Source organism: Deinococcus sp. LM3, from assembly GCF_002017875.1.
Classification (GTDB): domain Bacteria; phylum Deinococcota; class Deinococci; order Deinococcales; family Deinococcaceae; genus Deinococcus.
Window position 1 is genome coordinate 1,177,497 of record NZ_MUFV01000001.1, and the last position, 25,417, is coordinate 1,202,913.

Sequence of the window (25,417 nt, forward strand, 5' to 3'; positions counted from 1 at the left end):
TCACCAGACCTCGGCGTCGGGGTGTTGCCGGGCGACGCTCTGCATTTCTTCCAGCAGGGGGGCGAGGTGGTGGGTGTGCGTGTCGCGGCCCGGCTGGGTGGCGGGGGCGTTGGGGAGGGTGAGCCCGCATTTGTCCACGAGGTGCCGGGTGACGAGGTCAGTCCAGCGGGCGTGAACGGCATTCAGGTCGGGCAGGATGCCGGACGCGGTCAGGTCGGCCTCGCCCTGGATGGGTTGGAAGAGTTGCGCGGCGTGCGGCCACAGTTCGGTCAGGGCGGCCTGGGTGCGGCGTTCGCTTTCGGGCGTGCCGAGGGCGAGGCGTTCCACCCACAGGGCAGTGTGCTGCACGTGGAATTTCTCCTCGCGCACGGCCTTCGCGGCGATCTCGGCCAGGGGCGCGTAGGTGCTGCGGGTGGCGGCCTCCAGCCACAGCGCCTCGGAAGTGTCGTACAGAAACTGGCGGATCATCGTGAACGCCCAGTCACCCTTCGGGAGTTCCACGAGGCGGGTGTTCCGGTAGTCGTCCGGGCCGCGCCAGAACGCCACCCGGTCGGGGTCGCTGCCGCCGAGGTTCTGCGCGAGGGTCAGGTACAGGCCCGCGTGGCCCAGTTCGTCCTGCGCGATGTTCGCCAGCGCGATGTCCTCTTCCAGGATGGGGGCGTGGCCGGTCCACTCGCCGTTCCGATGCGCGACTAAGATCTCGTCGTCGGCGAGGACCGTGAGTTTCAGCAGGAGGGCCTGCGTCTGCGTGGCGGTCAGGTCGGTGGTGGGGGTGGTGGTCATGCGCCTTCCTCGCTGGCGGCGCGGCCCGGCATCAGCCCGGCGCGTTTCAGTTCGCCGACATGCCGGCCGATCACGCCGTAATACTGCTGCTGCTTGTACGTCTTGTCTTTCGCGGGCGCGAACCAGCTCTCGACCGTGCCCGCGTCCTCGTCGGTGCGGACGACCGCCGACTCCGGGAACACCATCCAGGCCAGCACGTCGGGGTGCATGACCTGCGCCTGCCGCAGAGCGTCGCCGCTCCCGGTGGCCTGCACGGTGCCGCTGAGGTCCACGAAGGTCATGGAGCGCTTGTTCGTGCGTTTCAGGCCCACGTGGTACGTGCCGGGCTCGCCGGGCGAGTCGAGCAGCGCAGGGTGGGTGGTCAGTTCCTCGGGCGTGGCGGTCAGAATGTCGCCTTCCAGCACGCACCAGAGGCTCACGGCGGCCGGGCGGCGCACGAACACGTTCCGCGCCGTCACCAGCGCATGCGGCGCGTCACCAGCGTGCACGCTCCCCACCGCCTGATGCGGGCGGTTCGGGGCGTCCTGCTTGAACACCTCCCAGCGCGGCCACTGCGTATCGGAGGACGGGGATTGAGATTGAGTCATGGGTGGGGTTCCTTTCTGGGCTGGGGGGCGACCCCTCAGTCCGCTGCGCGGCCAGCTCCCCTTAGAGGGGAGCCAACCATCACACTGGCTCGCCTTGAGGGGAGCTGTCAGCGAAGCTGACTGAGGGGTTCAGTCGGCCGCGACTGCGCGTTGCCGGTCGGCGTAGGCCTGCATGGCGTCGCGCACCCAGGCGCCGTCGTCGTGGGCGGCCTGGCGGGTGCCGAGGCGTTCGCGGTTCAGGCCGCGTTCGCCTTTGATGACGGCCCAGAATTCGGTCCAGTCGATGGGGCCGTGCCGCCAGTTGCCGTGCTCGTCCTGGTGCAGGTGCGGGTCGGGGATGGTCAGGCCCGCTTCGAGCAGTTCGGGGACGTGTTCGTTGATGAATTCCTGGCGGACCTCGTCGTTGCTCTTGAGTTTGATGCCCCATTTCGTGAGGGGGCCGCTGTTGGGGCTGTCGGCGTCGTGCGGGCCGAGCATCATCAGGGCGGGCCACCACCAGCGGTTCAGGGATTCCTGCGCCATGGCGCGCTGTTCGGGGGTGCCTTGGGCGTAGGCGACGATCATTTCCTTGCCCTGTTTGTGGTGGAAGGTTTCCTCGCTGCAGATGCGGACCATGGCGCGGCTGTACGGGCCGTAACTGCACCCGGCGAGCATGGTCTGGTTCTTGATGGCGGCGCCGTCCACGAGCCAGCCGATCATGCCGACGTCCGCCCAGGTGTGGGTGGGGTAGTTGAAGATGCTGGAGTACTTGGCCTTGCCTGACAGCAGCGCGGCGAGCATGTCCTCGCGGGTGGCGCCGAGCGTTTCGGCAGCGTGGTAGAGGTACTGGCCGTGCCCGGCCTCGTCCTGCACCTTGGCCATGAGGATGGTCTTGCGTTTCAGGCTGGGCGCGCGGCTGATCCATTCGCCTTCGGGGAGCATGCCGACGACCTCGCTGTGGGCGTGCTGGCTGATCATGCGGATGAGCTGGCGGCGGTACTCGGCGGGCATCCAGTCGCCGGGTTCGATCTTCTCGCCGCGTGCGATGCGGGCCTCGAAGTGCGCGTGCTGTTCGGGCGTCTCGGCGCTGGGCAGGGGGTTCGTGTGGGTCATGGGGGCAACCTCCGGATTGGAACGTGACCCCAGTGTACCTAACGAGCGTTAGGTTGGATGTGGGGTGGGTTGCATCCGCGCGGCCCGTTCACCCGGACGCCCGCATGGGGCATGCTGTGAGGCGAGCGCACATCCACACCCTTTCCCCCGGAGGTTCCCCATGACCCGACCCCGCACGCCCCTCCTGCTGGCCTCCGCCCTGGGCCTGCTGCTGGCCGCGCCCGCCGCCGCGCAGACCACGCCCGCGCCCGTGAAGGTCTCCTCACAGACCTGCGGGGCGTACACCCTGACCCTGCGCGAGAACGGCTTCGAGGAACCGGCCGACCGCGTGACCCTCTCGCGCGGCGGCGTCACGCACGCCACGGTCGAGGACACCATGGTCAGCGTGGACGGCTGCCGCGACCTGACCGGCGACGGCGTCCCGGAAGTGCTGCTGGCCGGGTTCTCCGGCGGCGCGCACTGCTGTTTCACGCACACGCTGTACTCGCTGACCAGCCCGCCCCGGCGGCTGCTCACGGCGTTCAGCGCGCACAGCAGCACCCTGGAAGCCCGGCAACTGGACGGACGCGGCCCGCTGGAACTGGTCGGCGCAGACTGGCGGTTCGCGTACGGGTACGGCATGAGCTTCGCGGAGAGCGCCCCGCTGCCGGTCGTGTACTCGTTCCTGAACGGCCAGTACGTAGAGAACACCCGCGCGTTCCCCGGCTTCATGCAGACCTACGCGCGCGGCATGAACGCCGACCCGTTCAGCGGCGGCGTGCTGGTCGAGTACGCCACCCGCGCCGTCACGCAGGGCGCCGCCAGCGCCGACACCTGGGCGGCGACGCAACCCGCGCCCTTCCGGGCGTGGCTGGCGAACTACGGGCCGGACGTCCGGCAGGACCTCTCGGATTTCGGAATGTGGGACTGGCCCACCCGCGCCGGCAGCCACCCCGACAGCCTGCGCAGCGGCGTGGGCGGGGCGTTCACGGCCCCCGGCACGCGCTCGTACCTGGCCGTCACGCAGCCACCCGGCGCCACCGGGGCCGCCACGCTGCGCCTGTTCCAGCCGCGCGGCGCGGACATCACCGCCGGGCCCGCCCTTCTGACTGTCCCCGTGACCCGTGATGCGTACGGCCAGCCGACCCTGACCGTCTGGCCGGCCGTCACGGTCCGCCGCGCGGGCGGCCGCGACGACACCCTGCTGCGCGACGCCCGCAGCGGCAGCGTCCGCTACGCCGCGTACCGCGTGGGCAGCGCGGCCCTGACCGAACTGCGGGACGACCCGCTGGGCGTCACGACCGCGCTGCTGAGCGACCTGAGCAGCGTCGCCGGGCACGTCGCCTCGCAGTACCGCAGCGTGCCCCGCACCGCCGCGCAGACCGCCGAGGTGCAGCGCCGCATCGACGCGGCCGTCACCCGCGCCCGCCCGTGGCTGGACACCCGGCGCGGCCCGGCCGACTTCCCGCTGGGCCGCCTGGGGAACTTCACGTTCAGCAGTGTCACCCTCACCCAGGACAGCCCCACGCAGGCGCAGGCGGTCATCACGACCACCCTCGGCTTCACCGATGACCGCACCGACAGCGAGTACGTGAGCGGCGAACGCCACACCCTGACCGTCAACCTGGGCCGCACCGCGCAGGGCTGGCAGGTCACGGACTGGACCTTCACGCCCCGCAGCGGCGAACTGTACGAGGAGTGAACGGCGGCCCGCTGATGGTCGGTGGCTGATGGCGTGTCACGCGGCGCGGCACAGGCCGGGTCAGACGACGGCGCGGCGCGCGGCCGGCCGGGCCGTTTACGCTGGGTCATGCGTCAGAACATCAGCAGTGGCAGCCCCTGGGAAGCGCAGATCGGGTACTCGCGCGCCGTGAAGGTCGGGAACACCGTGCAGGTCAGCGGCACGACCGCCACCGTGAACGGCGAGGTCGTCGGCGAGGGCGACCCGGCCGAGCAGACCCGCGCGGCGCTGGGCATCATCCGCACCGCCCTGGAAACGGCCGGCGCGCAGCTGTCCGACGTGGTCCGCACCCGCATCTACGTGACCGACATCAGCCGCTGGGAGGAGGTGGCCCGCGCGCACGGCGAGGTGTTCCGCGACATCCGCCCCGCCACGACCCTGGTGCAGGTCGCCGCGCTGATCGACCCGCTGCACCTCGTGGAAATCGAGGCCGAAGCCGTCATCGGCGGGTGATCCCTGCCCATCCGGCAGACTGGGGAGCATGACCTCTTCCCTGTCCGGTCCTGTCCGTCCGTTCGATCCGGCGTCACCACGCCTGGGGGTGGGGCTGGCCGCGCTGGGCCGCCCCGGTTACATCAACCTGGGGCACGCGCGCGACCTCCCGGACCGGTCGGTGGCGGGCATGCGGGCGCAGGCGTGGGCGGTGCTGGACGTGGCGTACGCGGCGGGCGTGCGGTATTTCGACGCGGCGCGCAGTTACGGGCTGGCCGAGGAGTTCCTGGGCGCGTGGGTGCAGGCGCGCGGGCACCGGGACGCCGTGCTGGGCAGCAAGTGGGGGTACACGTACGTGGCGGACTGGCAGCCCGACGCATCCGTGCATGAGGTCAAGACGCACGACCGGGCCACGCTGGACCGGCAGTGGCCGCAGACGCTCGCGGCGCTGGGCGGCCCCCCGGCGCTGTACCTGATTCACTCGGCGACGCTGGAGTCGGGCGTGCTGGACAACCCGGCGGTGCTGGCGCGACTGGCGGAACTGGCGGCGGGGGGCGTGCGGGTGGGCCTGAGCACCAGCGGTCCGGCGCAGGCGGACACGATCCGGCGGGCGCTGGACGTGCGGGTGGACGGCGTGAATCCCCTGAGTGCCGTGCAGGCCACCTGGAACCTGCTGGACCGCTCGGCGGGCGCGGCGCTGGCCGACGCGCACGCCGAGGGCTGGGCGGTGGTGGTGAAGGAGGGCATGGCGAACGGCCGCCTGAGTGCGCGCGGCCTGAGCGGACGCGGGGACGTGCCCGCCCCGCTGGCGGCCCTGGCAGCGGAACTGGAGGTCACGCCGGACGCGGCGGCCCTGGCGGCCGTGCTGGCGCAACCGTGGGCGGACATGGTCCTGAGCGGCGCGGGCAACACCGATCAGCTGGCGCAGAATCTGGCGGCGCTGCGCGTGCAGGTCCCGGCGGACGCCCTGCCGGAACTGACCGTGGACGCCCGCACGTACTGGCAGGAGCGGGCCGCACTGCCCTGGAACTGATACGGACTCCGATTGAATGGGCTGCAAAGCCCGTTCAATCCGAGCGAAGCGAGTTGGAGCAAAACGGGTTCCGGACGTGGAGCCGGCAATCCGGTGCCCTTCCGGGTTGTCAGCGAAACAAACGGAATCCGGATCAGTACGCGCGGAAGTTCTGCCAGACGTGCGCGGGTTCGAAGCTGAAGCCGAACACGCCGGGGCCACCGTGCGCGGACAGGACGGTGCCCAGGCCCAGCGTCATGCTTTCCTGCACGCCCAGGCGGCGGGCCTCGAAGCGCAGGGCGTCCACGCTGTCGGGCGCGCCGTTGTGGAAGAACGCCACGCGGCCCTGTGGGAGGCTGGCGGCGCAGGCGCGCAGCTGCTCGGTCATGCTGTTCAGGGCGCGGCCAGCGCCGACCGCACGGGCGTAGGGTTCCACGCGGCCCTCGCGCAGGCCCAGGATGGGTTTCAGGTTCAGCAGGCCGCCCAGCAGGGCCGCAGCGCCGCCGATCCGGCCGCTGCGTTGCAGGTAGTTCAGGGTGTTCAGGCACATGCGGGTGGTGGTCTGCGGGCGCAGGGTGGTCAGGGCGGCCGCCACCTGCGCGGCGGGCACGCCGTCACGCAACAGGCGCGCGGCCCGCTCGGCCTGCAGGGCCAGTCCGGCGGCGGACTGCCAGGAGTCGTGGACGGTGACGCGGCCCGGGAAGGCCAGGGCGGCCTCGGTGGCGTGGGCGTGCGTGTCGCTCAGGCGGCTGCTGAGGTGCACGGCGAACACGTGGTCGTGGCGTTGCAGCAGGTTGTCCAGGGTGTCGCGGTAGGTCTGCACGGTGGGGGGCGCGGTGACGGGCATGGCGGCGCCGGCGTCCACGCGGCGGAACAGTTCCTCGCTGCCGAGTTCCTGGTGATCGAGCCAGTCGCGCCCGTCGAAACGGACGGTGAGTGGAATGACCCGCAGGCCGATGGCGTCGGCCTGACCGGCTTCGAGGTCACTGGTGGAATCGGTGAGGACGATGCTGTTCATGCCTCATGGTAGAACCCGGCCGGGCCGGAATGTGAAATTTCCCCCATCAGGGGCTCCCACCGGGGTGTGAAGTTTCGCACTCATTCGGATTCCGTCTGTTTCGCCGACAATCCGGAACTTCACCCAAAAGTTTCCACTTCACTGCCGATGACGTGTCACGCGGCCTCAAGCAGGGGTTCATCCTGCTCAAGGCCGGTCAGGACGTACTTTTCCGCATTCAGAGCTGCCTGCTGTTGTGCGGCCCTCCACGTCACTCCCGGTACTTCCCGACGCACCCGTAAGACCGCGTGAAAGGCCTCCACCACGCACCACACCCAGTTCTCCTGCGCCTGGATGGTTCGGCAATGACAACGTCCCAGCCCCAGGTTCTGCTTGAAGAACCGGTGAATCACCTCAATCCCCCAGCGGGCCTTCCAGGCCCGCAGCAGCGAGCGAACCGTGACGTCACTGCCAAACGTGCTGAACAGGAAAAAGCGCGTCCACTCACCGTGAACCTTGCGCCACACGATCAGGACATCGAACCCACCGACCTCACGGACGACCGGCAATCGGCGGACACGCCACCCGAACTCCGCGTACAGGTGACAGCGGTCTGGAGGGAATTGTTTGCTCAGCGCATTGAGGGTGAGGGACTCACCCTCGAACTGCACCGTCATATTGGCTTTGGCACGGATCAGGACTGGAATCTGATGCTGGCGACTGAAGGTCACGGCCGCGTCCCTCCCGAACTCTCCATCCAGCAGAAGACCCGCCATGGGGACGCCGGCCGTGAGGCAATCCTGGACGACGTGGATCATTTCCTGAGTCGCTGTACGGTACGGATAGCGCTCTGTATGCAGGGCCTGTGACACTTTGAAGCGCTCCAGCAACGGAACTGGATCTTCACCGAACCTGACCAGGGCCGCCGAGGTGAACTGATGACCGAGGCGGGTCTGGGCCTGACCGCTGTAGTGGTAGTTCACGCCTTCCATCGTCCGTCCGGCGTGGGGCACCATGACGAAATCAATGGCCAGGAACGCGCCGTCCGGCGCGTTCCTGGCGCGGCGCTGGAGGTCTTCTGTCGATTCGAACAAGAGTTTCCAGGCGGCACGAGATGCCCTCCAGGACGCTACCGAGCATAGCCCCATGTGGATTTTTATCGGTCAGAACAGCATTCTTCGTGTCTCGATCCCCTGTACCCCGTACCACACGACATCCGACGCCTCTCGCCTTTTCGTACTTCGACTGGCAGATGCTCGTATCCGGGCTGTTCAGGCCGAGAAAGGCTCATCACGGCCGAAAATCTCCTCCAGGACGCAACAGGGAAAATGCCGTGCTGACCGACGTTTCTCCTCCTCCGTGCCATCGCAACGTTGTGTGGCGCGCGATTCCAGCGGGCGTGGAAACTCTTGTTCGAAGGAGTCCCGCGCCATCTCCTTGGAGATGGCGCTTTTGCGCAGGGTGCTGTAGGGAACAAGGCCACTGAGGCTGGTGACCCGGTTCAGCTGAGCGGTGATGATGCTTTGCGGTAGGCTGGGTGTGCGAGGCATAGTCACTTCGCATCAAGGCCCATGAGACCGGGGAATTTCAAGCCCCTGCCTCGTGGGCCTTCGTGCTGGTCGCTGTTCTCTCGCCTGTGGAAACTCTTGTTCACCAGATTGCCGGCTCCACGCCCGGAACCCGCTTTTCTCCTCCTCGCAGCCCCTTCAATCGGAGTCCGTATCATTCCAGCCGTCCGCTGGCGACCGGCGGGCCTACTGCGCGGCCCCGGACACCGTCTCGCCTTCCGCGAGGGCCTGAAGCTCCGGGCGCAGCGCCGGGAGTTCCACGCGCGCCGTGTGCCACACGAGCGCCACCTCGATCCCGAAGTAGTCGTGCGACACGAGGTTGCGCACGTCGCGCAGCAGCGCCCACGGCAGGTGCGGGTGGGTGTCCTGCACGGACTGCGGAATGAACTTGGTGGTCTCGCCCAGCCGCGCCAGTCCGTGCAGCACGGCGTCCTGGGTCCGTTCGTCACGTTCGAAGGTCGCCAGGGTGTGGCCGTCCGTGAAGTCCGTGATGCGGTCGATGGCGCGCAGCAGGTCGAACACCCGCCAGCGCCAGCGTTTCTCACGGTGCGAGCGGGGCAGGCGCTCCGGGACGCTCTGCACGTCCACCGCGTCGGCCAGGATGTCGCCGCGCAGCGGGGGGCGCAGGGCCGCTTCCGTCACCACGTCCACCCGGCGGCCCAGCGCCCGCTCGAACACGGCGCGCGCCCGCATCAGGTCCAGCAGGCCGCGCGGCGAGGTGGGCGCGAAGTCGATCAGCAGGTCAATGTCGCTGGCCTCGCCCGCCTCGCCGCGCGCGACCGACCCGAATACCCGCACGCGCGTCACGCCGGTCGCCTCCCACTGCGGCTGCGCGGCCCGCAGACGCCCGGCGACCGTGTCGAGGCGAACATCGGGAAACAGCGGCTGGGCAGCGTTCATGGCGCCCAGGATACGGCGTGCCCGCGCGCGGGGACCGTATCCTGAACGGGTGATTATCGCCGTGGGCCACGACCTGATCGAGATCGACCGTATCCGGCGCATGCTGGAGCGCGAGGGCCGGCGGGCCGAGAAGCTGTTCACGCCCACGGAACTCGCGTACTGCGCGCGCCTGAGCGACCCGGCGCCCAGCCTCGCGGCGCGCTTCGCGGCCAAGGAGGCCTTCCAGAAGGTCTGGCCGCGCCCGCACGGCTGGCGGGACGTGTGGGTGGAGCGCACGGCCACGCCCGGCGGCCCCTTTCCGTTCGCGCGGCCGCACCTGGAATTCGCGCCGCACATCGCGCAGCACATGCGCGAGCAGGGCTGGGTGGCGCACCTGACGCTCACGCACACCCGCGAGCACGCGTCGGCGGTGGTGGTTCTCGAGGAGCGGCCCACGCCGGGAACTTGAGCGTTCCTGAAGAGTCCGGCGCTGTCCCGGCGCAAACGTCGCCGCGCTGACAGCGGACCCGGCCGGCGCGGGGCTACGCTGGAGCATGAACCCGGCACACCGGCGCGCGTTTCCCGTTCTGACCCTGCTGCTGGGCGCCGCCCTGCATGGCGGGCCGGGAACGGGGGCGGCCGCGAAGGTGCCGCCCCCCGCCTCCACCCCAGCCTCCACCGCTGCCACCCCCGTGCGGGCCAGCGCCGCCGAGCAGGTCGCCATGACGCGTGGGCGGACGCTGGTGCAGGACTTCTACGCCGTACGCCTGGACGGACTGTGGCGGGCGTTCTCGCCGGACGTGCGCGCCCAGTGGGGCACTCTGACCGATTTCCAGGCGTTCCGGCGCGGCGGACTGGCGCAGTACGGCCCGGAACGGCAGGTCGTGCAGGAACGCACCTTCACGCGCGGCCGCGAGGTGTACTACGTGCGCAGCGCCGCCTTCGAGAAGGCGCCAGAGCTGGTGTGGGCACTTGTCATGGGCTTCACCGGCGCGCAGGTCACGACCTTCGGCATCGCGCTGGAGGAGGACCGCCGCGACGCGCCCGTCGCCCGCCAGCCGGACGGCCAGCGCCGCGCGTCGCCCTGAGGGTCAGGAGCCGCCCTGGCTGCTCTGGCGGGCCAGTTCGCGCCCGGCAGGGTCCGTGACGCTGAAGGTGTACGCCCCGGCGCTGCGGGTGATCCAGTTCACGCGGTGATCCACGCAGGCGTCCGGCAGGTCCAGTTGCGAGGCGGTGGGGTAGGCGCGGTCGAGGCTGTTCTGCCGGAAGGTCTCGAGTTCACGCGTCAGGTTGTTCGCGCAGTTCTGCGCGGCGGCGTTGGTCGTCACGCGGGCCGCGTCGGCCGGGACGCCGGCAGGCCGGGCCGCCTGCGCGGCGCTCAGCTGCCGCTCCAGCGCCTCGACGCGGCGGGTCAGCTCGGCGTTCTGCGCGCGGGCCTCACGGTCCTGGCAGCCGCCGAGCAGCGGAACCAGCAGAAGAAGGACGCAGGCACGGCGAATCACGCGGGGCAGGTTACCGCACCGCGCGCCGCGATACCCAGGCCGCGCCGCTCATGAAGAGCTTCATGAAGGTGCGCGCCCCGTGCGGACGGCCGTCCCCTTCGCCTCTGCTTCCGGTGGAAGCACTTCGGATCAGCGGTTCAGGACGCTGACGATCTCCACGTGACTGGTCTGCGGGTAGAAGTCGTGCGGGATGACTTCCGCGAGTTTCCAGCCGCGCCGCACGAGGTCGCCCACGTCGCGCGCCCAGGTGGCCGGGTCGCAGGACACGTACACGAGGCGGTCGGCGGTGCTGGAGTTGATGTGCTCGCGCGCTCCCTCCTCCAGCCCGGCGCGGGGCGGGTCCACCACGATCACGTCGGTGCCCAGTTCGCTGAAGCGGGCGGCGTCGCCGCTGCGGAAGGTGACGTTGCTCTCGCCGCTGACGGCCACGTCCTGGCGGCCACGGGCGAGCGCCTCGGGCGCGGCGTCCAGCACGGTCACGCGGCGGAAGTTCGGGGCGAGGTGACGGCCGATCGCGCCGGCCCCGCCGTACAGGTCCACGGCGTGCTCGCCCTTGCCGGCCAGTTCGGCGGCCCGTTCGTAGGCCAGTCCGGCGGCCTGCGGGTTCACCTGCGCGAAGCCCGTGGCGGACACGCTGACCTGCACCCGCCCGAACTGCTCGCGGATCTCGCTTTCCCCGGCGATCAGGCGCACGCCGGCGCTGAAGCGTTTCCCGGCAGGTTGCGCCAGGGACACGCCGACCACGCCGGCTTCCATCAGGTGGTCGCTGGCGCGCAGGTACTGGCGGGTTTCGCCCGCGCCGATCACGGCCGCGACGACCTCGCCGGTCAGGCGGCTGGCGCGGAACGCGACCTCGGTGGCGGGGTCCAGCAGCGTGGGGTCGATGCGGTCCATGACCGCCTGAATCTGCGGCATGACCAGCGGGTCCTTCTGCACGACCAGCGGTTCGCTGCCGCGCCGCTCACGGTACGCAAGGCCCCCGGGCGTCACGAGGTACTGCGCGGTGTTGCGGTACCCCCAGGCCTCGGGGCTGGGGACGGTGGCGGCCACGCCGTGCTGCACCTTCGCGATGCGGCTCAGGGCCTCCTGCACGAAGGCGCGCTTGAAGTCCAGTTGCGCCTCGTAGGTGGCGTGCGCCAGGTCGGCGGTGGGCAGTTCCGGGCCGTCCACGCGGGCGGGGCTGCGGCGTAGCACCTCGACCGTCTGGCCCTGGCGCACGCCCTTCCCGGCGCGCACGCGGGCCGTGACCTGCTCGCCGGGCAGCGCCCCGCGGACCAGCACCACGCCGGACTCATCCCGGGCGAGCCCCAGCCCCCCCGCAACAAGTTTCTCGATTTCCAGCGTAAGTAAAGCGTCCGACATAACGTACAGGGTAGCGCGTCCGGCGCCCGCGCCGCTGCCCTCAGCTCACGTTGCGCCCCGGCCGTGCCCGGTGGACCCCGGCCAGGACGGACGCGGCGGCCCCCAGGGAATCCCCCCGGAGGCCGCCGCGCCATTCAAAGTCGGTGTTCACACGGGTTGAACGGTTTGTGCAGACCATTCAACCCGAGTCCAGATCAGTTCTCGTACTCCAGGTACGTGTAGCCCAGCAGTTCCTCGCCGTAATCCTCGAGCAGTTCGTGTTCCTGCTCGCTGGTCAGGGTCTTCGCCTTGATGGCGGCGTCGGCCTGGTCCTCGATGGCGTCGCGCAGCATGGGTTCCTCGTAGCCCATCGATTCGATCATGCGCCGCGCCTTCTGGCCGCGCACGAACAGGTCGATGTGGTACTTCCCGCCGGGGCGCACGGTGACGTGGGCCTCGCTGACCTTGCCGAACAGGTTGTGTGCGCTGCCCAGCACGTCCTGGTACGCGCCCATCAGGAACACGCCCAGGTAGTAGGGGCGGTCGCCGGGTTCGTGCAGCGGCAGGGTGGCTTTCACGTCGCGCAGGTCGATGAACTTCTCGATCTTGCCGTCGCTGTCGCAGGTGATGTCCACGATGGTCGCCTGCCGGGTGGGTTTCTCGTTCAGGCGGTCGAGCGGCACAATCGGGAACAGCGCCTGAATGGCCCAGTTGTCCGGAAGGCTCTGGAACAGCGAGAAGTTGCAGATGAACTTGTCCGCCAGGACTTTCTGCAGGTCTTCCAGTTCGTCCGGGACATACTTCTCGTTCTGGATGAGTTTGGCGATGCGGCGCAGGATGGCGTTGAACAGCGCCTCACCGCGCGCCCGGTCCGGCAGGGTCACGTAGCCCAGATCGAACAGGTTGTGCAGCGTCTGCTTGTCGCCGACCGCGTCGTTGTACGACTCGCGGTAGTTGCGGGCCGTGATGTTCGCCAGGATCTCTTCCATGTCCTTGACGATCTGGTGGCTGTTCTCGTCGGCCGGGGCGAGGTCCTCGAGGTCGCGGGTGGGGCCGGTCACGTCCACGACCGGCAGGATCAGCACGGCGTGGTGCGCGGTCAGCGCCCGGCCGGACTCGGAGACGATCACGGGTTCCGGCACCGAGCGGGCCTTGCAGACCTCCTGCACGGTGTACACGATGTCGGCGGCGTACTCGCGGACGGTGTAGTTCATGCTGGCGTAGAAGGTGGTCTTGGAGCCGTCGTAGTCGACGCCCAGGCCGCCGCCCACGTTCAGGTACTTCAGTTGCGCGCCGGCGGCGATCAGACCGGCGTACGTCTGGGTGGCCTCGCGCACGGCGACCTTCACGCGGCGGATGTCGGTGATCTGCGACCCGATGTGGGTGTGCAGCATCACCAGCGTGTCCAGCATGTCCTCTTCGCGCAGGCGTTCGACGACGCGCAGCAGTTCGTAGGCGTTCAGGCCGAACTTCGCCTGATCCCCGCCGCTCTCCTCCCACTGGCCACTACCGCGCGCGTGCAGCTTGAAGCGCACCCCCATGGCCGGGCGAACGCCGAGCGCCTTGGCCTGCTTGAGGATCCGGTCGAGTTCGCTGTACTTCTCGATGGTGATGACCACGTTCTTGCCGAGCGTGCGGCCCCACAGGGCCAGCTTGATGAAGCCGTCGTCCTTGAAGCCGTTGCAGCACAGCAGGGCGTCCGGGTGCATCTTCTGCGCGAGGCACAGCGCCAGTTCGGCCTTGGAACCGGCCTCCAGCCCGTGCGCGAAGTCGTACCCGGCCGACGCGACGGCCTCGACGACCGCGCGGCGCTGGTTGACCTTGATCGGGAACACGCCCTGGTAGTGACCGGTGTACCCGTACTCCTGGATGGCCGCCTGGAAGGACTCGTTCAGGTGCTTGACGCGGCCCGTGATGACCTGCGGAAAGCGCAGGATGACCGGCAGGCTCTCGCCGCGGTCCACGATCTCGTCCACGATCGAGCGCAGCGGGACGTGCAGGCCGGGGCTGGGCGTGACCTCGACCTGTCCCTTGTCGGACACGCGGAACCAGCCGCCGGACCAGTTGGGAACCTGGTAGAGCTCGGCGGCGTCGGTGGTGGAAAAACTGCTGGGTGTCGTCATGAAGGGCGTCCTCCTCCGTGGGGATAGGCTCGCCGTGCGCGGGGTTCGGAGTGTTGTGCTGCCCGGAGCCCGCCGGAGCGGACACTGGTGGAGCAGCCCTCACGGACGCCGTGCGAAACCGGGCGCATGATACGGCAAACGTGGCGGCGCGGATGTCATCTGCCCCCTGATTGCCTCCCCGACCCGGCAGGCGACCCCCGACGCCCCGCGAAAGCCCGGACGCCGGACAGGACGGCCGGGCAAAAGGAAGAAGGGAGCGGAGGCTTTCACCTCGCTCCCTTCTGGCTGGCGGTCCGGACGGGATTTGAACCCGCGACCTTCTGCGTGACAGGCAGATATGCTAACCGCTACACTACCGGACCAGCGGAACAGAGATTACGGGCCGCAGCCGCAAAAGTCAAGGGGGGGCGGGCGGGCGGCCCGGCGGCGGGGCCAGCACCACCCGGTCGCGGCCACTGGTCTTGGCGCGGCGCAGGGCGCTGTCGGCCCGCTCGAAGGCCGCCTGGAGGGGTTCACCGGCCGCGCTGAGGCTCAGGCCGGCGCTGAGGGTCACGCGCTGCCCGCCGGTGAAGGCGCGGCGCGCGACCTCCGCGCGGATGTCCTCGATCAGTGCGGCGGCCTGCACGGTCAGGTCCGTGTGGTCCGAGCCGGGCAGGCCCGGCAGCAGCACCGCGAATTCCTCGCCGCCCCAGCGGTACACCTGACCGCGCCCGGCCAGCACGTCCAGGATCACGTCGGCCACGCCGCGCAGCACGCGGTCCCCGGCGGTGTGGCCGTGCGTGTCGTTCACGCGCTTGAAATGGTCGATGTCCAGCACGGCCAGCGCCCAGCGGTCCGGGCCGGACGCGCGGCTGTCCTCGTCGAAGGCGCGGCGGTTCAGCAGGCCCGTCAGCGGGTCGCGTCGCCGCTGCCGCTCGCCGTCGGCGTACCGGCGGTTGATGTCCGTGAACGCCGCGCCGTACAGCACGACCGTCAGGCATACGACCAGCATCAGCAGCGGCGTGTTGCCGGTCAGGGTGGGTTGCAGCCCGGACTGCTGCCAGCGCCACAGCAGCAGCGTGGCGCTGGCGGTCAGGCCCAGCCCGGTCAGGCGGCCCATGCGGGCGTCGTCCATGAACAGCAGCGTCCAGGCGAGCACGGTGCCCGGCCCGAGCAGCAGCACGATGGACAGCAGCAGCGCGTCGCCGCGCAGGCCGCCCGGCCCGGACAGCCCCGCCACGACCGTCACGAAGGCGATGGTCATGAGCGGAAACAGTCGCCGCAACGGGTCGTGCAGCCGGATGGGGAGCAGGAAATGCAGGGCGGCCGTCAGCAGCGAGAGAACCACGAGACCCCCGATCACCCGCTGCGAGGCCGGGGTCGCGCCGACCGCCCCGACCAGCAGGGACGCCGCGACCATCGGCAGCGCCACCCGGAAGTACAGCCGCCCGATCCGCTCGGGCAGACTGTGCCGGGCGTCGGCCTGCGGGTCCGGGAGCCGGCCGCCGGACGTCATGGCCGACCCCGGCGCGCGTCAGGGCCGCGTCCGGCGGCGCGTGGGCGCGGACAGGGCGGCGCGGGGGTGGACGTGGCGATCATGGGCATGTGGCAGACTCCTTACGGATCACAGGATAGGAACAGACGCCTCCCACGACTCTGACAGGCGGCGGCGCCCAGCGCCCGTGAAGGCGTGCGCGTGCAGGGCGGCGCGGCCGGGGTACGCTGGGCGGCATGTTCCGCCGCGACCCGGTCCGCGCCGCCCTGCAGGACCTGGGCGGCGTGCTGGACCGCGACCTGACGCAGCTGCGCCCGCTGCTGCGGGCCGCACTGCCGGGCGGGGGCGTGATCGCGGCGGCGCGTGACGGGCGGCAGGTGATCGTGCCGCTGAACCTGTCGCCGGGGTTGACCCGTGAGGACAGGCCGTTCGAACTGGCGAGCGTCAGCAAGCCGTTCACGGCGGCGCTGGCCGGAGAACTGGCACGTGCCGGGCGGCTGGACTGGCACGCGCCCCTGTCGGCGCTGGGCGGGCCGCTGCGGGGCGTGCCGCGCACAGTGACGGCGTGGCGACTGGCGACACACACGGCGGGCCTGCCGACCCACCCGGCGCGGGCGGCCCTGACGGTCCTGACCCGTTACCACGATCCCTACGGCGGCATGGACGCCCGCGCCGTTCTGGACAGCGTGCGCCGCTGGGCCGGGCCGCCCGGCCGGTTCCGGTACTCGAACCTGGGGGCGGGCGCGCTGGCGCTGGCCGGGGCAGTCGCGGCGGGCGAACCGTGCAGCGCCGCCGGGTACGGACAGGCGCTGCGGCGCTTCGTGACCGGCCCGCTGAACCTGACCGTCACGCTGGACCCGCCGCGCCTGTCCGGGCTGGCCGGGCCGCCCACGGGATTCGGGCCGCTGACCGGGGCGGGAGGCCTGTTCGCCTCGCCCGGCGCCCTACTGGCGTTCGCGCAGGCGCACCTGGACGGGCGACTGGGGGACCACTGGGTGGCGGCGCAGCGCCCGCCGGGCCGTCCGGCCGGGCTGGAGGTCACGGCCGGGTGGCTGGCGCGCGGCCCGCTGCGCTGGCATGACGGCGTGGCCCGGCACGCCCGCGCGGGACTGGCCTTTCACGCCGGGACGGGCGCGGCCACGGCGATCCTGGCACGGGGCGGCGAGCCGCTGCTGGGCCGCCGCGCGCCCCTGACGCACCTCTTGCTGCGCCTGCTGGAGTGACGGCAGACTTCAGAGGCCCCGGGGGTCTGCCCCGGAGCCTCTGAACGAGCAGCCGACAGCGGTGTTCAGGGCGTGGGGACGACCCAGGTGACGCTGCGGGCGTCCTGCAGCGCGACGGGCAGGGTGACGCTGCGCCAGTTGCCGTTCTGCAGGCCCAGCAGGGTGTCGTGGCGGCGCAGGGCATTGCCGGTCAGGGTGTACAGGAACCCGTCGGGGGTGATGGTCAGGTCGCGCAGGTCCGTGACGTTCTCGACGGTGGCGGCGGTCGCAGCGCGGCCGTCCCACAGGCGCAGCGGTTCGCTGCCGTTGCCGGACAGCGCGGCGTCGCGCCACGCGGCCAGCAGGTTCTGGTTGCCGCCGGTCCACAGGTGGTCGAAACGGGTCGCGCCGAGCGCCGAGCGGGTGGTGGTCGCGTCCGGCAGTCCGGCGGGCGCGAGGCTCTGCACGCCGGTGTCGGTCGCGGCGATCAGGGTGCCGCCCAGATTGGCGAGGTCGCGGATGGCGGGCGAGGCCTGCGGGAGGCTGACCTCGGCGACCGGATCCCCGGCCGTGACGGGCGCGGCGCGCAGGACCTCGCTGCCGCCGCCCAGGCGGGCGCGGGCGACGATTCCCACGTCCCCCTGCACGGCGAGGCGGGTGGGGGGCGTGTCCGCGCCGGGCGCCGTGACGAGCGCGCCGGGCAGCGCGGCCGTCCAGACGAGCGCGCCCGACTGGTACAGCGCGAGGTTCTGCACGCCGCCGCAGTCGCTGAGGATCAGCAGGCGGTCACGGGCGGCGTTCTGCGCGGATTGCAGGTTGCAGCGGGGTGTGAACGTGGGGTTGGGGTAGGGGCGCGGGTCGCTCAGGTCGGGCGCGCGGCTCTCCACGCCGTCCCGGCGGGTCAGCAGCAGGCGCTGGCCGTTGGCGGGCGTGGCGAGGCTCACGCCGCCCGTGACGGTCACGCGCGCCTGTTCCGGGGCGGTCACCACTCCGTTCGTGTCGGTGGGCGTGACGGCGCGCAGGACGGTGCCGCCGTCGCTCAGGATGGCCAGGGTCAGGGGAACGCCGGCCTCCTCGGTGCCGGTGCAGGCGCTCAGCAGGGTGGTTAGCAGGGTGGTCAGCAGGGCCGCGCCCAGCAACGCGGCAGGCCGCAGCGGGGTGGGCCGCCCCGTGAGGCGGGCGCGGGCAGTGGGAACACGGAAGGGGAAACGCTGGAACATGGGGGGCACCTCGGGCAGGAGCGGATCAGGGACTGACGAGCGGCACGCTGACGTTGCCGTCGGTCAGGTCGAACAGCGGGTAGAAGCTCTGCCCCGGCAGGCCCACCGCGACGCGGTAGCGGCGCAGGCCCAGGTCCGCCTCGGCCTGCAGCGCCCAGCAGCAGCGGTCGATGGTCAGGCCGATCACCGGGGAGAGCGGCGCCGGGTTCTGCCGCACGCCGTCCAGCCACGTGAAGGTCTGGCGCAGGCTGCCGCTCAGGTACGCGCCGGGCGCCTGCCCGCTGCGCCCGATGCCCACGCTGAGCCGCACGGGATCCAGGGTCAGCGTGTCGGTGGCGCGGTCGTCCGGGAAGGTGCCGCTGCGGGTGCGGGTGTACGCGGCCCGCCCGGCCAGCGCGGCGCGCGTGCCGAACAGCCAGGAGGCGTCCAGGCTGGCGCGGCTCAGTTCGGTGCGCGGCTGGTCCAGGCCCGGCGTGTTCAGCGCGGCGCCCAGGGCGAGTCGCTGACCGGGGCGGGTGGCGGTCAGGCTGCCGCTCAGGGCCGGGCGCGTGAACCCGCCGCGCACGAGGTCGTACGCGCCGCCGTACGTGACGTTCCAGTTCGTGGCGCTGCCCTGCACCGTCCCGACGCTGAAGCTGAGGGTGCCGCTGTCCTGCGCGGTGGCCGGGCGGTTGAGCAGCAGGCTGTGCGCGCTGCTCAGGCGGTACGCGCCGCGCCAGGTCAGGCTGGTCTCGCCGATCAGCTGCGCGGCCCCGCTCTGGTCGGCCGTGCGGGGCAGCAGGCGCTGGCTGCCGCTGAGGGTCAGGGCGTTCAGGACGGTGTCGCGCGTGCGGTTCAGGGTGTAGGACACGCCGATCTCGTTCACGTCGGGCGTGCGGACGTTGTGGATCAGGTACGCGCTGAAGGTGTTCGTACGGACGTCGCCGGTCACGGTGGCGCGCAGCGTGAGCGGCCCCGGGCCGGTCAGGCGGGCGTAACTGCCCGAGGCGCTCAGGGCGAGATTCGGGGCGGGCCACGTCGGGCCGGCCGGGCGGGCAGGCGTGCCGGGTGTCGCGGGCGTGATCTGCCCGGCGTCCGGGTCGCTGAGGGTCGCCGTGAACGACGCGCTTTCCAGCGCCTGCGTGTACAGGTTCACGCTGCTGCTGGCGTCCAGGGTCAGGGGGCGGCGGTTGACGCGCAACGTGAAGTTCAGCGGTCCCTGCTGGTCGGGGCTCAGGAACAGGTCGCGGCTGTACGACGCGCCGAAGGTCACGTCGCGGGCCGGCACGGCCGACAGGGTCACGCCCAGCGGGGCGCTCAGCAGGCGGCCGCCCAGCGCGTCGAAGGCGAAGGGGCTGGTGCCCTCGGTGCGGTTGTACGCGCCGCTGACGCTCAGGGTGTTCGTAGTATTGAACCGCTGCGTGAGGGTCGCGCCCAGCGTCAGCTGCACCGTGCGGGCGCCCGTGCCGTAGTACCGGCCGGTGAAGGTGTTCTTCAGGCTCAGGTCCGCGTTCTGCCAGGGGCTGGCGGTGTACGACAGGTTGTGCTGCTCCTCGAGGCGTTCGGTGGTGATGTTCGTGCCCTGCGCCGACGCGCTGCGCGACAGCGGGTTGCTGGCCGCCGTGTACCGACCGGCGGTCACGCGCACGTCCGCGCTGAGGTTCCCGCTCGTGTACACCTTGGGGTCCACCGTGACCTCCGGGAGTTTCAGCGGAGTGGTCAGGGCGGTGGTGGGTTCGGGGCCGAAACGGTTCACGTAGTTGAAGTCCGCCGTGAACAGCGGGTAGTCGGCCTTCGCGCCGAACGCGACGTTCGTCACGCCGCGCTGCGGGTCGCTGTCAGTGCGCCCCACGTCGCTGCGCTTGACGCTCAGGGTGTAGTCCAGGTCGCGCAGGGCCGTCACCAGCGGCAGGCGGCCCCGCACGCTGAAATCCAGGTCCAGGTCGTACCCGCCGCTGCCCACCGGGCGGGGGTTCGCCAGGGCGTACAGGTTCAGTCGGTCCACGAGCGGCAGCGGCGCGAACGACCGCAGGCTCACGCCCAGGCCCACGCTGGGGTCGCGGTTCTGGTAGTAGCGCAGCAGCGTGGTGCCCAGCGTGCTGCTGCCCACGCTGAACGGCAGGTCGGCCTCCACGGTGTAGCCGTCCACGGCGTCCCGCCCGACTTCCAGGCGCGGCTGCCGCTCGCGGTCGTTCAGGGGCAGCACCAGCACCGGCAGGAACAGCACCGGCACGTCGGCCAGCAGCAGCTGCGCGCGGTACGCGACCAGCCGGTCGCCGGGGTACACGATCAGCCGCTCGGCGCGGAACGCGAAATCGTTCGGGGTGCGGCCGCAGCGGGCGCAGGTCGTGAAGTACCCGCCCGCAGCGCGCAGCTGCCCCGGAATGCGCTCGACCTCGTCGCCCCGGATTTCCAGCTGACTGTCACTGATCAGCACGTCCTCGCCCGTCACCTGCTCCTGACCGAGTTCCACGACCAGGTTCTCGCCGCGCAGGTCCTGTCCGTCACCGGCGCTGCGGTAACTGGCCGCGCCGACCAGCGTCAGGACGCGGCGCGTGCGGTTGAACTCCACGCGCCGGGCCCGCACCACGTCGTCGTCCACGCGCAGCTCCACGGCCTCGCCCGTGATGATCACGAGCTCCTGACCGTCCACCTGCCGCAGTTCCAGCGTGTCGGCCGACACGATCCTCACCGTGCGGGCCTCGGCGGCGCCCAGCAGGCCGCCCAGCAGGCCCAGACCCAGCAGCGCCGCGCGCACGCGCCGGCCCCGGCGCCGACTGATCCCGGCGCGGCTCATTCGGCGCGCGTTCCGGCGCGGGCCAGCGGGACTGTGAGCGGATCGGGGACGGGCAGCGCCGGGCCGGATGCCAGGACCGGCGAGGCCAGCGCGGGTGACAGCGCCGGTACCAGCGATGCCGGAAGCTGCGCGGCCGGGGCGCTCAGGGTTCCCAGCACCGTCCCGGGGTAGTAGAAGCCCAGCACGTGCAGGTGATCGTACCCGGCGCGCGCCAGTCCCAGCGCCCCGTACTGCGACAGCCCCACGCCGTGCCCGGCGCCGCTGCCCTCGATCACCAGCGGGTTCAGGCCCGCCAGCGTCACGCGCGTCCCCGACGCACCCAGCGACCGGATGAACCCCCCGGCCCTCGCGCCGCCCAGCCGCGAGGCGCCGGACGCCCCGACCAGCAGGATCTCGGCCGGGCGGCCCGAGGCGCTCAGGCGCGTGACCGTCACACTGCTCAGCGTCCCGACCTTCACGCCGTACTGCGCCGCCACCGCCTGCACCTGCGGCAGCGGCACCTCCAGCCGCCAGCGGGCGCGCGGTCCCCCGGCCGAGAACGGGTCCGGGCGGGCCGTCAGGTACGGCACCTCGGTGCCCCACACCTCGGCGCTGGACGCCGTGAATCCGCCCGAATCACTGCTGAAGTACGTGCTGGCCGCCTTCGACCCGAACGCCACCACCTGCGCGCGTGTGGCCGCGATGGCCGCGTCGGTGGCGGGCTTCTCGGCCTGGGTGCCCGCGTACACCTGACAGCTCTGCGTGGCGCAGGTGTCGTACGGCGCGGCCGGATTGACCCGCGCCGCCACGTACGTCCGCGCGATCACCGCCTGCGCCTGCAGGGCCGCCGCCGGCCACGACGCCGGCATCTCGGCCGGGACCACGCCGCGCAGGTAGTCCTCGATATCCACGACGTTCACGCCCTGCACCACGCCCTTCTCGGCGCGCAGGTGCACGCCGCCCCGGTACGTGCGGCCCGCGATCTCCACCGTGCGGCCCGCGCCGGGCGGCAGGTACAGCGTGCCACTCCCGGTCGCCTGACCGTTCAGGGTCAGCTGCGCCGCCGCGCCCGTCCCCGTCACGCCCACCGTCCACGCCTGGGGCGGCAGGGTCACTGACGGCAACGCGCCCGCCGATACCGCTCCCGGCAGGCCCGTCACGGCTGCCGGCGAGGGCGGCACCCGGACCGTCAACTGCGGCGCGGACGCCACCAGCACCCGGACCTCCAGGGCAGACGCGCCGCCCGCTCCCAGCAGCAACGCAGCAAGCAGGGAAACGCCGGAACGCAGACATGAACGCATGATCAAGAACGAGTATACCCGCGCCCCCACGCGCGCAACTGACAGCCGCGTGAGAAGCGCGGCATCATGCCAGCCATGCCCCGCACCCCCACCCCCGGCCACGTCTGGGCGCACGTCGGCCAGCCGTTCACGCCCCCCACCCCGCACCCGGACGGCACGCACTACGACTTCATCGTGATCGGCGCGGGCCGCATGGGGAGCCTCCTGACGCTGGCCCTCACCCGCGCCGCCCCGCACGCGCGCCTGCTGCTGATCGAACAGGGCGGCCTGCCCAACGAGGAAGGCCACACCATCCTCGCGCCCGGCGTCTGGACCACCGCGCACCTGCCCCCCGACCAGCACGCCGCCGCGCACGCCAGCCGCGCCCTGATCGAGGAACTCGCCCAGCCCACCCCCCGCCCCCACGTCACGCTGCACACCCACGCGGCCCCCGGCAGCGTGGCCAGCGCAGACGCCCTGGATGGCCACCCGGACAGCCTCGCCCTGATCGACCCCGGCGTCCTCACGCACGCCACCACCGACCCGCACGCCCTGGCCTACCGCCCCGGCACGCTCGCCCTGAACGCCACGCAGACCGCCGTCCGCGCCGGCGCGCACCTGATGCTCAACACCCGCGCCGCCCCCCACCCCGCCGGCGTGGTCACCGCCGAACGCCTGACCGTCACCAACACCCACCAGATCGTCACGCACGAAACCCACACCCTGCGCGCCCGGCACGTCATCCTCGCCACCGGCGCCGACGCCCCCACCCAGGCCGAACAGCACCTCGGCATCCACACCCGCCACGCCCGCGCCTACCAGCAGACCCCGCACCTGAACGCCCCCAGCACCCCCACCAGCCCCACCCTGCACCACGCCGGACTGACCCTCACCCCCCAGCACGGCGCGTACACCCTGCACCCCGCCATCCACCACCGCGACCCCCACGGCTACAACCCAACCGGCGGTCACCTGACCGGCGTGCCCACCGGCCTGCGCCGCGAAACCCTCGAAGACCTCGTCGCCCTCATGGACGCCCTGCCCGTCCTCGCCACCCCGGCCCTCCACCTGGGCCGCAGCCTCAGCGACATCCCCGGCAGCTGGGTCGCCCTCCCCCACGGCCACCCCCACGCCCCACCCACCCACGAACCCCTCGACGACCACACCACCCTGCTGCTCGGCGGCCCCCACGCCGACACCCTCGGCCCACACACCGCCCAGGCACTCGCGCAGCAACTCGCACAGCAACTCGCAGGGGCGTAGGGAGTGGGAAGGGCGGCTGCTACGCAGCGGAACACAGCTGCTTCGCAGGACACCCCTCTGCTTCGCAGGACCCCTCAGTCAGCTTCGCTGACAGCTCCCCTCAAGGGGAGCCTTGAAAGGCGACCGTCGTAGAAACCGAGCCCGTCGTGCGCGCAGCGCGCGGGGCGCACGGCGCGGGAGCGAAGGATGGCGTGTGAGGCGTGGCCGAACCCGCCGATCACACACCCGAAAAGCCCGCGAAATACCTGCTCAGTGCCAACGCTGGCTCCCCCTGCCCCGCTGGGGCAGGGGGCTGGGGGGTGGGGCAGCACACGGAAAGCCCGCCGCAAGACGCACACCTCCCACCCAGACCCGGCCTCTGTTGTCTACCCCTTCCCCACCTGCCTGCCGCCCCTGGCGCCTAAGCTGTCGCCCATGAGAGCGGCGCGAATTACGGGCTGGTCAGGGGTGAACGCCTGACGGCCTGCGCGCTGCCAATCGTCCCCCACCCGCTGCTGGTGGGGGTTTTTCTTTCGGTGGGATCAAGGGGTGATGCGTGGTGATGCAGGTCAGGGAGTTCAAACCGGGTGAGATGGACGCGATGGATGTGCTGCGGCTGGCGCTGACGAGCAAGGTGTATGGCGCGGCGATCGAGACGCCGGTGAGTGAGACGCCGTCGTTGAGTGCGCGGTTGGGGAACCGGGTGCTGCTGAAGCGGGAGGATCTGCAGCCGATCTTTTCGTTCAAGTTGCGGGGCGCTTACAACAAGATGGCTCAGTTGACGCCGGAGGAGCGTGCGCGTGGGGTGATCTGTGCGTCGGCGGGGAATCACGCGCAGGGGGTGGCGTTCGCGGCGCAGCGGTTGGGGGTGCGGTCGGTGATCGTGATGCCGGCGACCACGCCGGAGATCAAGGTGGGGGCGTGCCGGGCGCGGGGGGCGGAGGTGGTGCTGTTCGGGGACAGTTTCAGTGATGCCGAGACGCACGCGTTCGCGTTGCAGCGGGAATGGGGGATGACGTTCGTGCATCCGTACGATGATCCGCTGGTGCTGGCGGGGCAGGGGACGGTGGCGCTGGAGTTGCTGCGTCAGGTGGAGGTGGACGGGCCGGTGACGGTGTTCGTGCCGGTGGGGGGCGGCGGCCTGATTGCGGGGGTGGCGGGGGTGCTCAAGGCGCTGCGGCCGGATATCCGGGTGGTGGGCGTGGAGCCGGAGGACAGTGACGCGATGTTCCAGTCGGTGCAGGCCGGGGAGCGGGTGCGGCTGGACACGGTGGGGATTTTTGTGGATGGCGTGGCGGTCAAGCAGGTGGGGGCGTTCACGTTCGATCTGACGCGCCGGTACGTGGATGACTGGGTGCGGGTGAACACGGATGAGGTGTGCGCGGCGATCAAGGACGTGTTCGACGATACGCGGGCCGTGATGGAGCCGGCGGGGGCGCTGGCGGTGGCGGGCCTGAAGAAGTACGTGGCCGAGCGGGGCGTGAGTGGTGAGACGCTGGTGGGTCTGACGTGCGGCGCGAACGTGAATTTCGACCGGCTGCGGCACGTCGCGGAGCGGGCCGAGGTCGGCGAGCAGCGCGAGGCGATTCTGGCGGTGACGATTCCGGAGCGGCCAGGCGCGTTCCGGGAGTTCATCGAGGTGGTGGGGGCGCGGGCGATCACGGAGTTCAATTACCGCTTTGCGCCGAGGGCGCAGGCGCAGATTTTCGTGGGGGTGCAGCTGGCCCGCGCGGGGCAACGGGCGGAACTGGTCGCAGAGTTGCTGGGGTTGGGGTACGCGGTGGCGGACCTGACGGAGGATGAGCTGGCCAAGGTGCATGTGCGGCACATGGTGGGGGGCCGGGCGCCGGAGGCGACGGATGAGCGGGTGTACTCGTTCACGTTCCCGGAGCGGCCGGGGGCGCTGCTGGAGTTCCTGACGCATCTGCATGGGCGCTGGAATATCAGCCTGTTCCATTACCGGAATCACGGGTCGGCGCATGGGCGGGTGCTGGCGGGGTTTCAGGTGCCGCCCGGCGACGGGGCGGCGTTCGCGGCGTTCCTGGCGGGGGTGGGGTACCCGGCGGTGGACATGACGGCGAATCCGGCGTACCGGTTGTTCCTGACCTGATGCGGGTGGCCCGGAGCGACCTGGGTGGCCGGGCCGGCTGGATGGGTGGGGCGTGAAGGTGGGGGCGGGGGCGTACTCACCTCTCTTCACGGCGGGTG

At 71.3% G+C, this 25,417-nt stretch carries 22 protein-coding genes and 1 tRNA gene; 8 read left to right on the forward strand and 15 right to left on the reverse strand.

Annotated features, from left to right (window positions below; genetic code table 11):
• The 3 genes from paaC to paaA all read right to left on the reverse strand — a co-directional run bounded on the left by paaC (nucleotide 1) and on the right by paaA (nucleotide 2,462).
• Nucleotides 1-783, reverse strand: coding sequence for a 1,2-phenylacetyl-CoA epoxidase subunit PaaC (paaC, locus tag BXU09_RS05485; protein WP_078301064.1), 783 nt, complete (start codon nucleotides 781-783; stop codon nucleotides 1-3).
• On the reverse strand, nucleotides 780-1,370 hold the full coding sequence (locus tag BXU09_RS05490) for a phenylacetic acid degradation protein (RefSeq protein WP_078301065.1): 591 nt from the start codon (nucleotides 1,368-1,370) through the stop codon (nucleotides 780-782). Before BXU09_RS05490 ends, paaC begins: the two co-directional genes overlap by 4 nt.
• A 129-nt stretch (nucleotides 1,371-1,499) precedes the next feature.
• Complete coding sequence (gene paaA / locus BXU09_RS05495; RefSeq protein WP_078301067.1) at nucleotides 1,500-2,462, reverse strand: 1,2-phenylacetyl-CoA epoxidase subunit PaaA; 963 nt, start codon at nucleotides 2,460-2,462, stop codon at nucleotides 1,500-1,502.
• Nucleotides 2,463-2,622: 160 nt separating this feature from the next.
• Between paaA and BXU09_RS05500 the strand changes: the two genes are divergently transcribed.
• From BXU09_RS05500 to BXU09_RS05510, 3 genes are all read left to right on the forward strand, one after another.
• The gene (locus BXU09_RS05500; protein WP_078301068.1) at nucleotides 2,623-4,143 is read left to right on the forward strand and encodes a hypothetical protein; all 1,521 of its coding nucleotides are present in this window, start codon (nucleotides 2,623-2,625) and stop codon (nucleotides 4,141-4,143) included.
• 108 nt (nucleotides 4,144-4,251) lie between these two features.
• Nucleotides 4,252-4,635 carry a RidA family protein gene (locus tag BXU09_RS05505; protein WP_078301070.1) on the forward strand — a complete coding sequence of 128 codons (384 nt, stop codon included), beginning with the start codon at nucleotides 4,252-4,254 and terminating at the stop codon, nucleotides 4,633-4,635.
• A gap of 28 nt (nucleotides 4,636-4,663) precedes the next feature.
• Nucleotides 4,664-5,647 (forward strand): aldo/keto reductase, encoded by a 984-nt coding sequence (locus BXU09_RS05510; protein ID WP_078301071.1) that lies wholly within the window; start codon nucleotides 4,664-4,666, stop codon nucleotides 5,645-5,647.
• Between the two features lie 133 nt (nucleotides 5,648-5,780).
• Here the strand turns inward: BXU09_RS05510 and BXU09_RS05515 are convergent, their stop codons facing one another.
• From BXU09_RS05515 to BXU09_RS05525, 4 genes are all read right to left on the reverse strand, one after another.
• Nucleotides 5,781-6,644, reverse strand: a complete 864-nt coding sequence (locus BXU09_RS05515; RefSeq protein WP_078301073.1) for a DegV family protein — start codon at nucleotides 6,642-6,644, stop codon at nucleotides 5,781-5,783.
• Between the two features lie 155 nt (nucleotides 6,645-6,799).
• Nucleotides 6,800-7,717 carry a transposase gene (locus tag BXU09_RS05520; protein WP_168174566.1) on the reverse strand — a complete coding sequence of 306 codons (918 nt, stop codon included), beginning with the start codon at nucleotides 7,715-7,717 and terminating at the stop codon, nucleotides 6,800-6,802.
• A gap of 177 nt (nucleotides 7,718-7,894) precedes the next feature.
• Nucleotides 7,895-8,173, reverse strand: a complete 279-nt coding sequence (locus BXU09_RS20140) for a hypothetical protein (RefSeq protein WP_144011996.1) — start codon at nucleotides 8,171-8,173, stop codon at nucleotides 7,895-7,897.
• A gap of 204 nt (nucleotides 8,174-8,377) precedes the next feature.
• Nucleotides 8,378-9,091 carry a HepT-like ribonuclease domain-containing protein gene (locus tag BXU09_RS05525; RefSeq protein ID WP_078301076.1) on the reverse strand — a complete coding sequence of 238 codons (714 nt, stop codon included), beginning with the start codon at nucleotides 9,089-9,091 and terminating at the stop codon, nucleotides 8,378-8,380.
• A 49-nt stretch (nucleotides 9,092-9,140) separates the two neighbouring features.
• On the opposite strand from BXU09_RS05525, the gene BXU09_RS05530 reads away from it, so the two are divergent.
• A complete protein-coding gene (locus tag BXU09_RS05530) occupies nucleotides 9,141-9,539 on the forward strand; it encodes a 4'-phosphopantetheinyl transferase superfamily protein (RefSeq protein WP_078301077.1) in 399 nt (132 codons plus the stop codon).
• 85 nt (nucleotides 9,540-9,624) lie between these two features.
• Nucleotides 9,625-10,158: a hypothetical protein gene (locus tag BXU09_RS05535; protein ID WP_078301079.1), complete on the forward strand. Its 534-nt coding sequence runs from the start codon at nucleotides 9,625-9,627 to the stop codon at nucleotides 10,156-10,158.
• A gap of 3 nt (nucleotides 10,159-10,161) precedes the next feature.
• On the opposite strand, the gene BXU09_RS05540 is transcribed toward BXU09_RS05535, so the two are convergent.
• The 5 genes from BXU09_RS05540 to BXU09_RS05560 form a co-directional block, all read right to left on the reverse strand.
• Entirely contained in the window at nucleotides 10,162-10,572 is a 411-nt protein-coding gene (locus BXU09_RS05540) for a hypothetical protein (protein ID WP_240501035.1), read from the reverse strand.
• Nucleotides 10,573-10,701: 129 nt separating this feature from the next.
• Nucleotides 10,702-11,934, reverse strand: a complete 1,233-nt coding sequence (locus BXU09_RS05545) for a class I SAM-dependent RNA methyltransferase (protein ID WP_078301080.1) — start codon at nucleotides 11,932-11,934, stop codon at nucleotides 10,702-10,704.
• A 194-nt stretch (nucleotides 11,935-12,128) separates the two neighbouring features.
• Entirely contained in the window at nucleotides 12,129-14,036 is a 1,908-nt protein-coding gene (speA, locus tag BXU09_RS05550; protein ID WP_078301082.1) for a biosynthetic arginine decarboxylase, read from the reverse strand.
• Nucleotides 14,037-14,322: 286 nt separating this feature from the next.
• A tRNA-Asp gene (locus tag BXU09_RS05555) sits at nucleotides 14,323-14,398 on the reverse strand.
• A 35-nt stretch (nucleotides 14,399-14,433) separates the two neighbouring features.
• Nucleotides 14,434-15,531, reverse strand: a complete 1,098-nt coding sequence (locus BXU09_RS05560; protein WP_078301083.1) for a sensor domain-containing diguanylate cyclase — start codon at nucleotides 15,529-15,531, stop codon at nucleotides 14,434-14,436.
• Nucleotides 15,532-15,746: 215 nt separating this feature from the next.
• On the opposite strand from BXU09_RS05560, the gene BXU09_RS05565 reads away from it, so the two are divergent.
• A complete protein-coding gene (locus BXU09_RS05565) occupies nucleotides 15,747-16,733 on the forward strand; it encodes a serine hydrolase domain-containing protein (protein WP_078301085.1) in 987 nt (328 codons plus the stop codon).
• A 65-nt stretch (nucleotides 16,734-16,798) separates the two neighbouring features.
• On the opposite strand, the gene BXU09_RS05570 is transcribed toward BXU09_RS05565, so the two are convergent.
• Genes BXU09_RS05570 through BXU09_RS05580 form a run of 3 tightly spaced genes read right to left on the reverse strand, consistent with a single transcriptional unit; the run spans nucleotide 16,799 to nucleotide 21,988 of the window.
• Nucleotides 16,799-17,932, reverse strand: a complete 1,134-nt coding sequence (locus BXU09_RS05570; protein WP_240501036.1) for a hypothetical protein — start codon at nucleotides 17,930-17,932, stop codon at nucleotides 16,799-16,801.
• Between the two features lie 25 nt (nucleotides 17,933-17,957).
• Complete coding sequence (locus BXU09_RS05575; RefSeq protein WP_078301087.1) at nucleotides 17,958-20,708, reverse strand: hypothetical protein; 2,751 nt, start codon at nucleotides 20,706-20,708, stop codon at nucleotides 17,958-17,960.
• Entirely contained in the window at nucleotides 20,705-21,988 is a 1,284-nt protein-coding gene (locus BXU09_RS05580; RefSeq protein WP_078301089.1) for a SpoIID/LytB domain-containing protein, read from the reverse strand. The genes BXU09_RS05575 and BXU09_RS05580 overlap by 4 nt, the downstream gene beginning before the upstream one ends.
• A 75-nt stretch (nucleotides 21,989-22,063) precedes the next feature.
• On the opposite strand from BXU09_RS05580, the gene BXU09_RS05585 reads away from it, so the two are divergent.
• Nucleotides 22,064-23,230 carry an FAD-binding oxidoreductase gene (locus BXU09_RS05585; RefSeq protein WP_078301090.1) on the forward strand — a complete coding sequence of 389 codons (1,167 nt, stop codon included), beginning with the start codon at nucleotides 22,064-22,066 and terminating at the stop codon, nucleotides 23,228-23,230.
• A 571-nt stretch (nucleotides 23,231-23,801) separates the two neighbouring features.
• A complete protein-coding gene (ilvA, locus tag BXU09_RS05590; RefSeq protein ID WP_078304786.1) occupies nucleotides 23,802-25,319 on the forward strand; it encodes a threonine ammonia-lyase, biosynthetic in 1,518 nt (505 codons plus the stop codon).
• Nucleotides 25,320-25,417: the final 98 nt, after the last annotated feature.

What these genes read in the sequence shown, in the direction of transcription:
- BXU09_RS05585 (WP_078301090.1), top strand. Translation starts at nt 22,064, where the DNA reads ATGCCCCGCACCCCCACCCCCGGCCACGTCTGGGCGCACGTCGGCCAG.
- BXU09_RS05535 (WP_078301079.1), top strand. Translation starts at nt 9,625, where the DNA reads ATGAACCCGGCACACCGGCGCGCGTTTCCCGTTCTGACCCTGCTGCTG.
- BXU09_RS05505 (WP_078301070.1), top strand. Translation starts at nt 4,252, where the DNA reads ATGCGTCAGAACATCAGCAGTGGCAGCCCCTGGGAAGCGCAGATCGGG.
- paaC (WP_078301064.1), bottom strand. Translation starts at nt 783, where the DNA reads ATGACCACCACCCCCACCACCGACCTGACCGCCACGCAGACGCAGGCC.
- BXU09_RS05580 (WP_078301089.1), bottom strand. Translation starts at nt 21,988, where the DNA reads ATGCGTTCATGTCTGCGTTCCGGCGTTTCCCTGCTTGCTGCGTTGCTG.
- BXU09_RS05575 (WP_078301087.1), bottom strand. Translation starts at nt 20,708, where the DNA reads ATGAGCCGCGCCGGGATCAGTCGGCGCCGGGGCCGGCGCGTGCGCGCG.
- ilvA (WP_078304786.1), top strand. Translation starts at nt 23,802, where the DNA reads ATGGACGCGATGGATGTGCTGCGGCTGGCGCTGACGAGCAAGGTGTAT.
- BXU09_RS20140 (WP_144011996.1), bottom strand. Translation starts at nt 8,173, where the DNA reads ATGCCTCGCACACCCAGCCTACCGCAAAGCATCATCACCGCTCAGCTG.
- BXU09_RS05500 (WP_078301068.1), top strand. Translation starts at nt 2,623, where the DNA reads ATGACCCGACCCCGCACGCCCCTCCTGCTGGCCTCCGCCCTGGGCCTG.
- BXU09_RS05515 (WP_078301073.1), bottom strand. Translation starts at nt 6,644, where the DNA reads ATGAACAGCATCGTCCTCACCGATTCCACCAGTGACCTCGAAGCCGGT.
- BXU09_RS05570 (WP_240501036.1), bottom strand. Translation starts at nt 17,932, where the DNA reads ATGTTCCAGCGTTTCCCCTTCCGTGTTCCCACTGCCCGCGCCCGCCTC.
- BXU09_RS05510 (WP_078301071.1), top strand. Translation starts at nt 4,664, where the DNA reads ATGACCTCTTCCCTGTCCGGTCCTGTCCGTCCGTTCGATCCGGCGTCA.
- BXU09_RS05560 (WP_078301083.1), bottom strand. Translation starts at nt 15,531, where the DNA reads ATGACGTCCGGCGGCCGGCTCCCGGACCCGCAGGCCGACGCCCGGCAC.
- paaA (WP_078301067.1), bottom strand. Translation starts at nt 2,462, where the DNA reads ATGACCCACACGAACCCCCTGCCCAGCGCCGAGACGCCCGAACAGCAC.
- BXU09_RS05565 (WP_078301085.1), top strand. Translation starts at nt 15,747, where the DNA reads ATGTTCCGCCGCGACCCGGTCCGCGCCGCCCTGCAGGACCTGGGCGGC.
- BXU09_RS05490 (WP_078301065.1), bottom strand. Translation starts at nt 1,370, where the DNA reads ATGACTCAATCTCAATCCCCGTCCTCCGATACGCAGTGGCCGCGCTGG.
- BXU09_RS05545 (WP_078301080.1), bottom strand. Translation starts at nt 11,934, where the DNA reads ATGTCGGACGCTTTACTTACGCTGGAAATCGAGAAACTTGTTGCGGGG.
- BXU09_RS05525 (WP_078301076.1), bottom strand. Translation starts at nt 9,091, where the DNA reads ATGAACGCTGCCCAGCCGCTGTTTCCCGATGTTCGCCTCGACACGGTC.
- speA (WP_078301082.1), bottom strand. Translation starts at nt 14,036, where the DNA reads ATGACGACACCCAGCAGTTTTTCCACCACCGACGCCGCCGAGCTCTAC.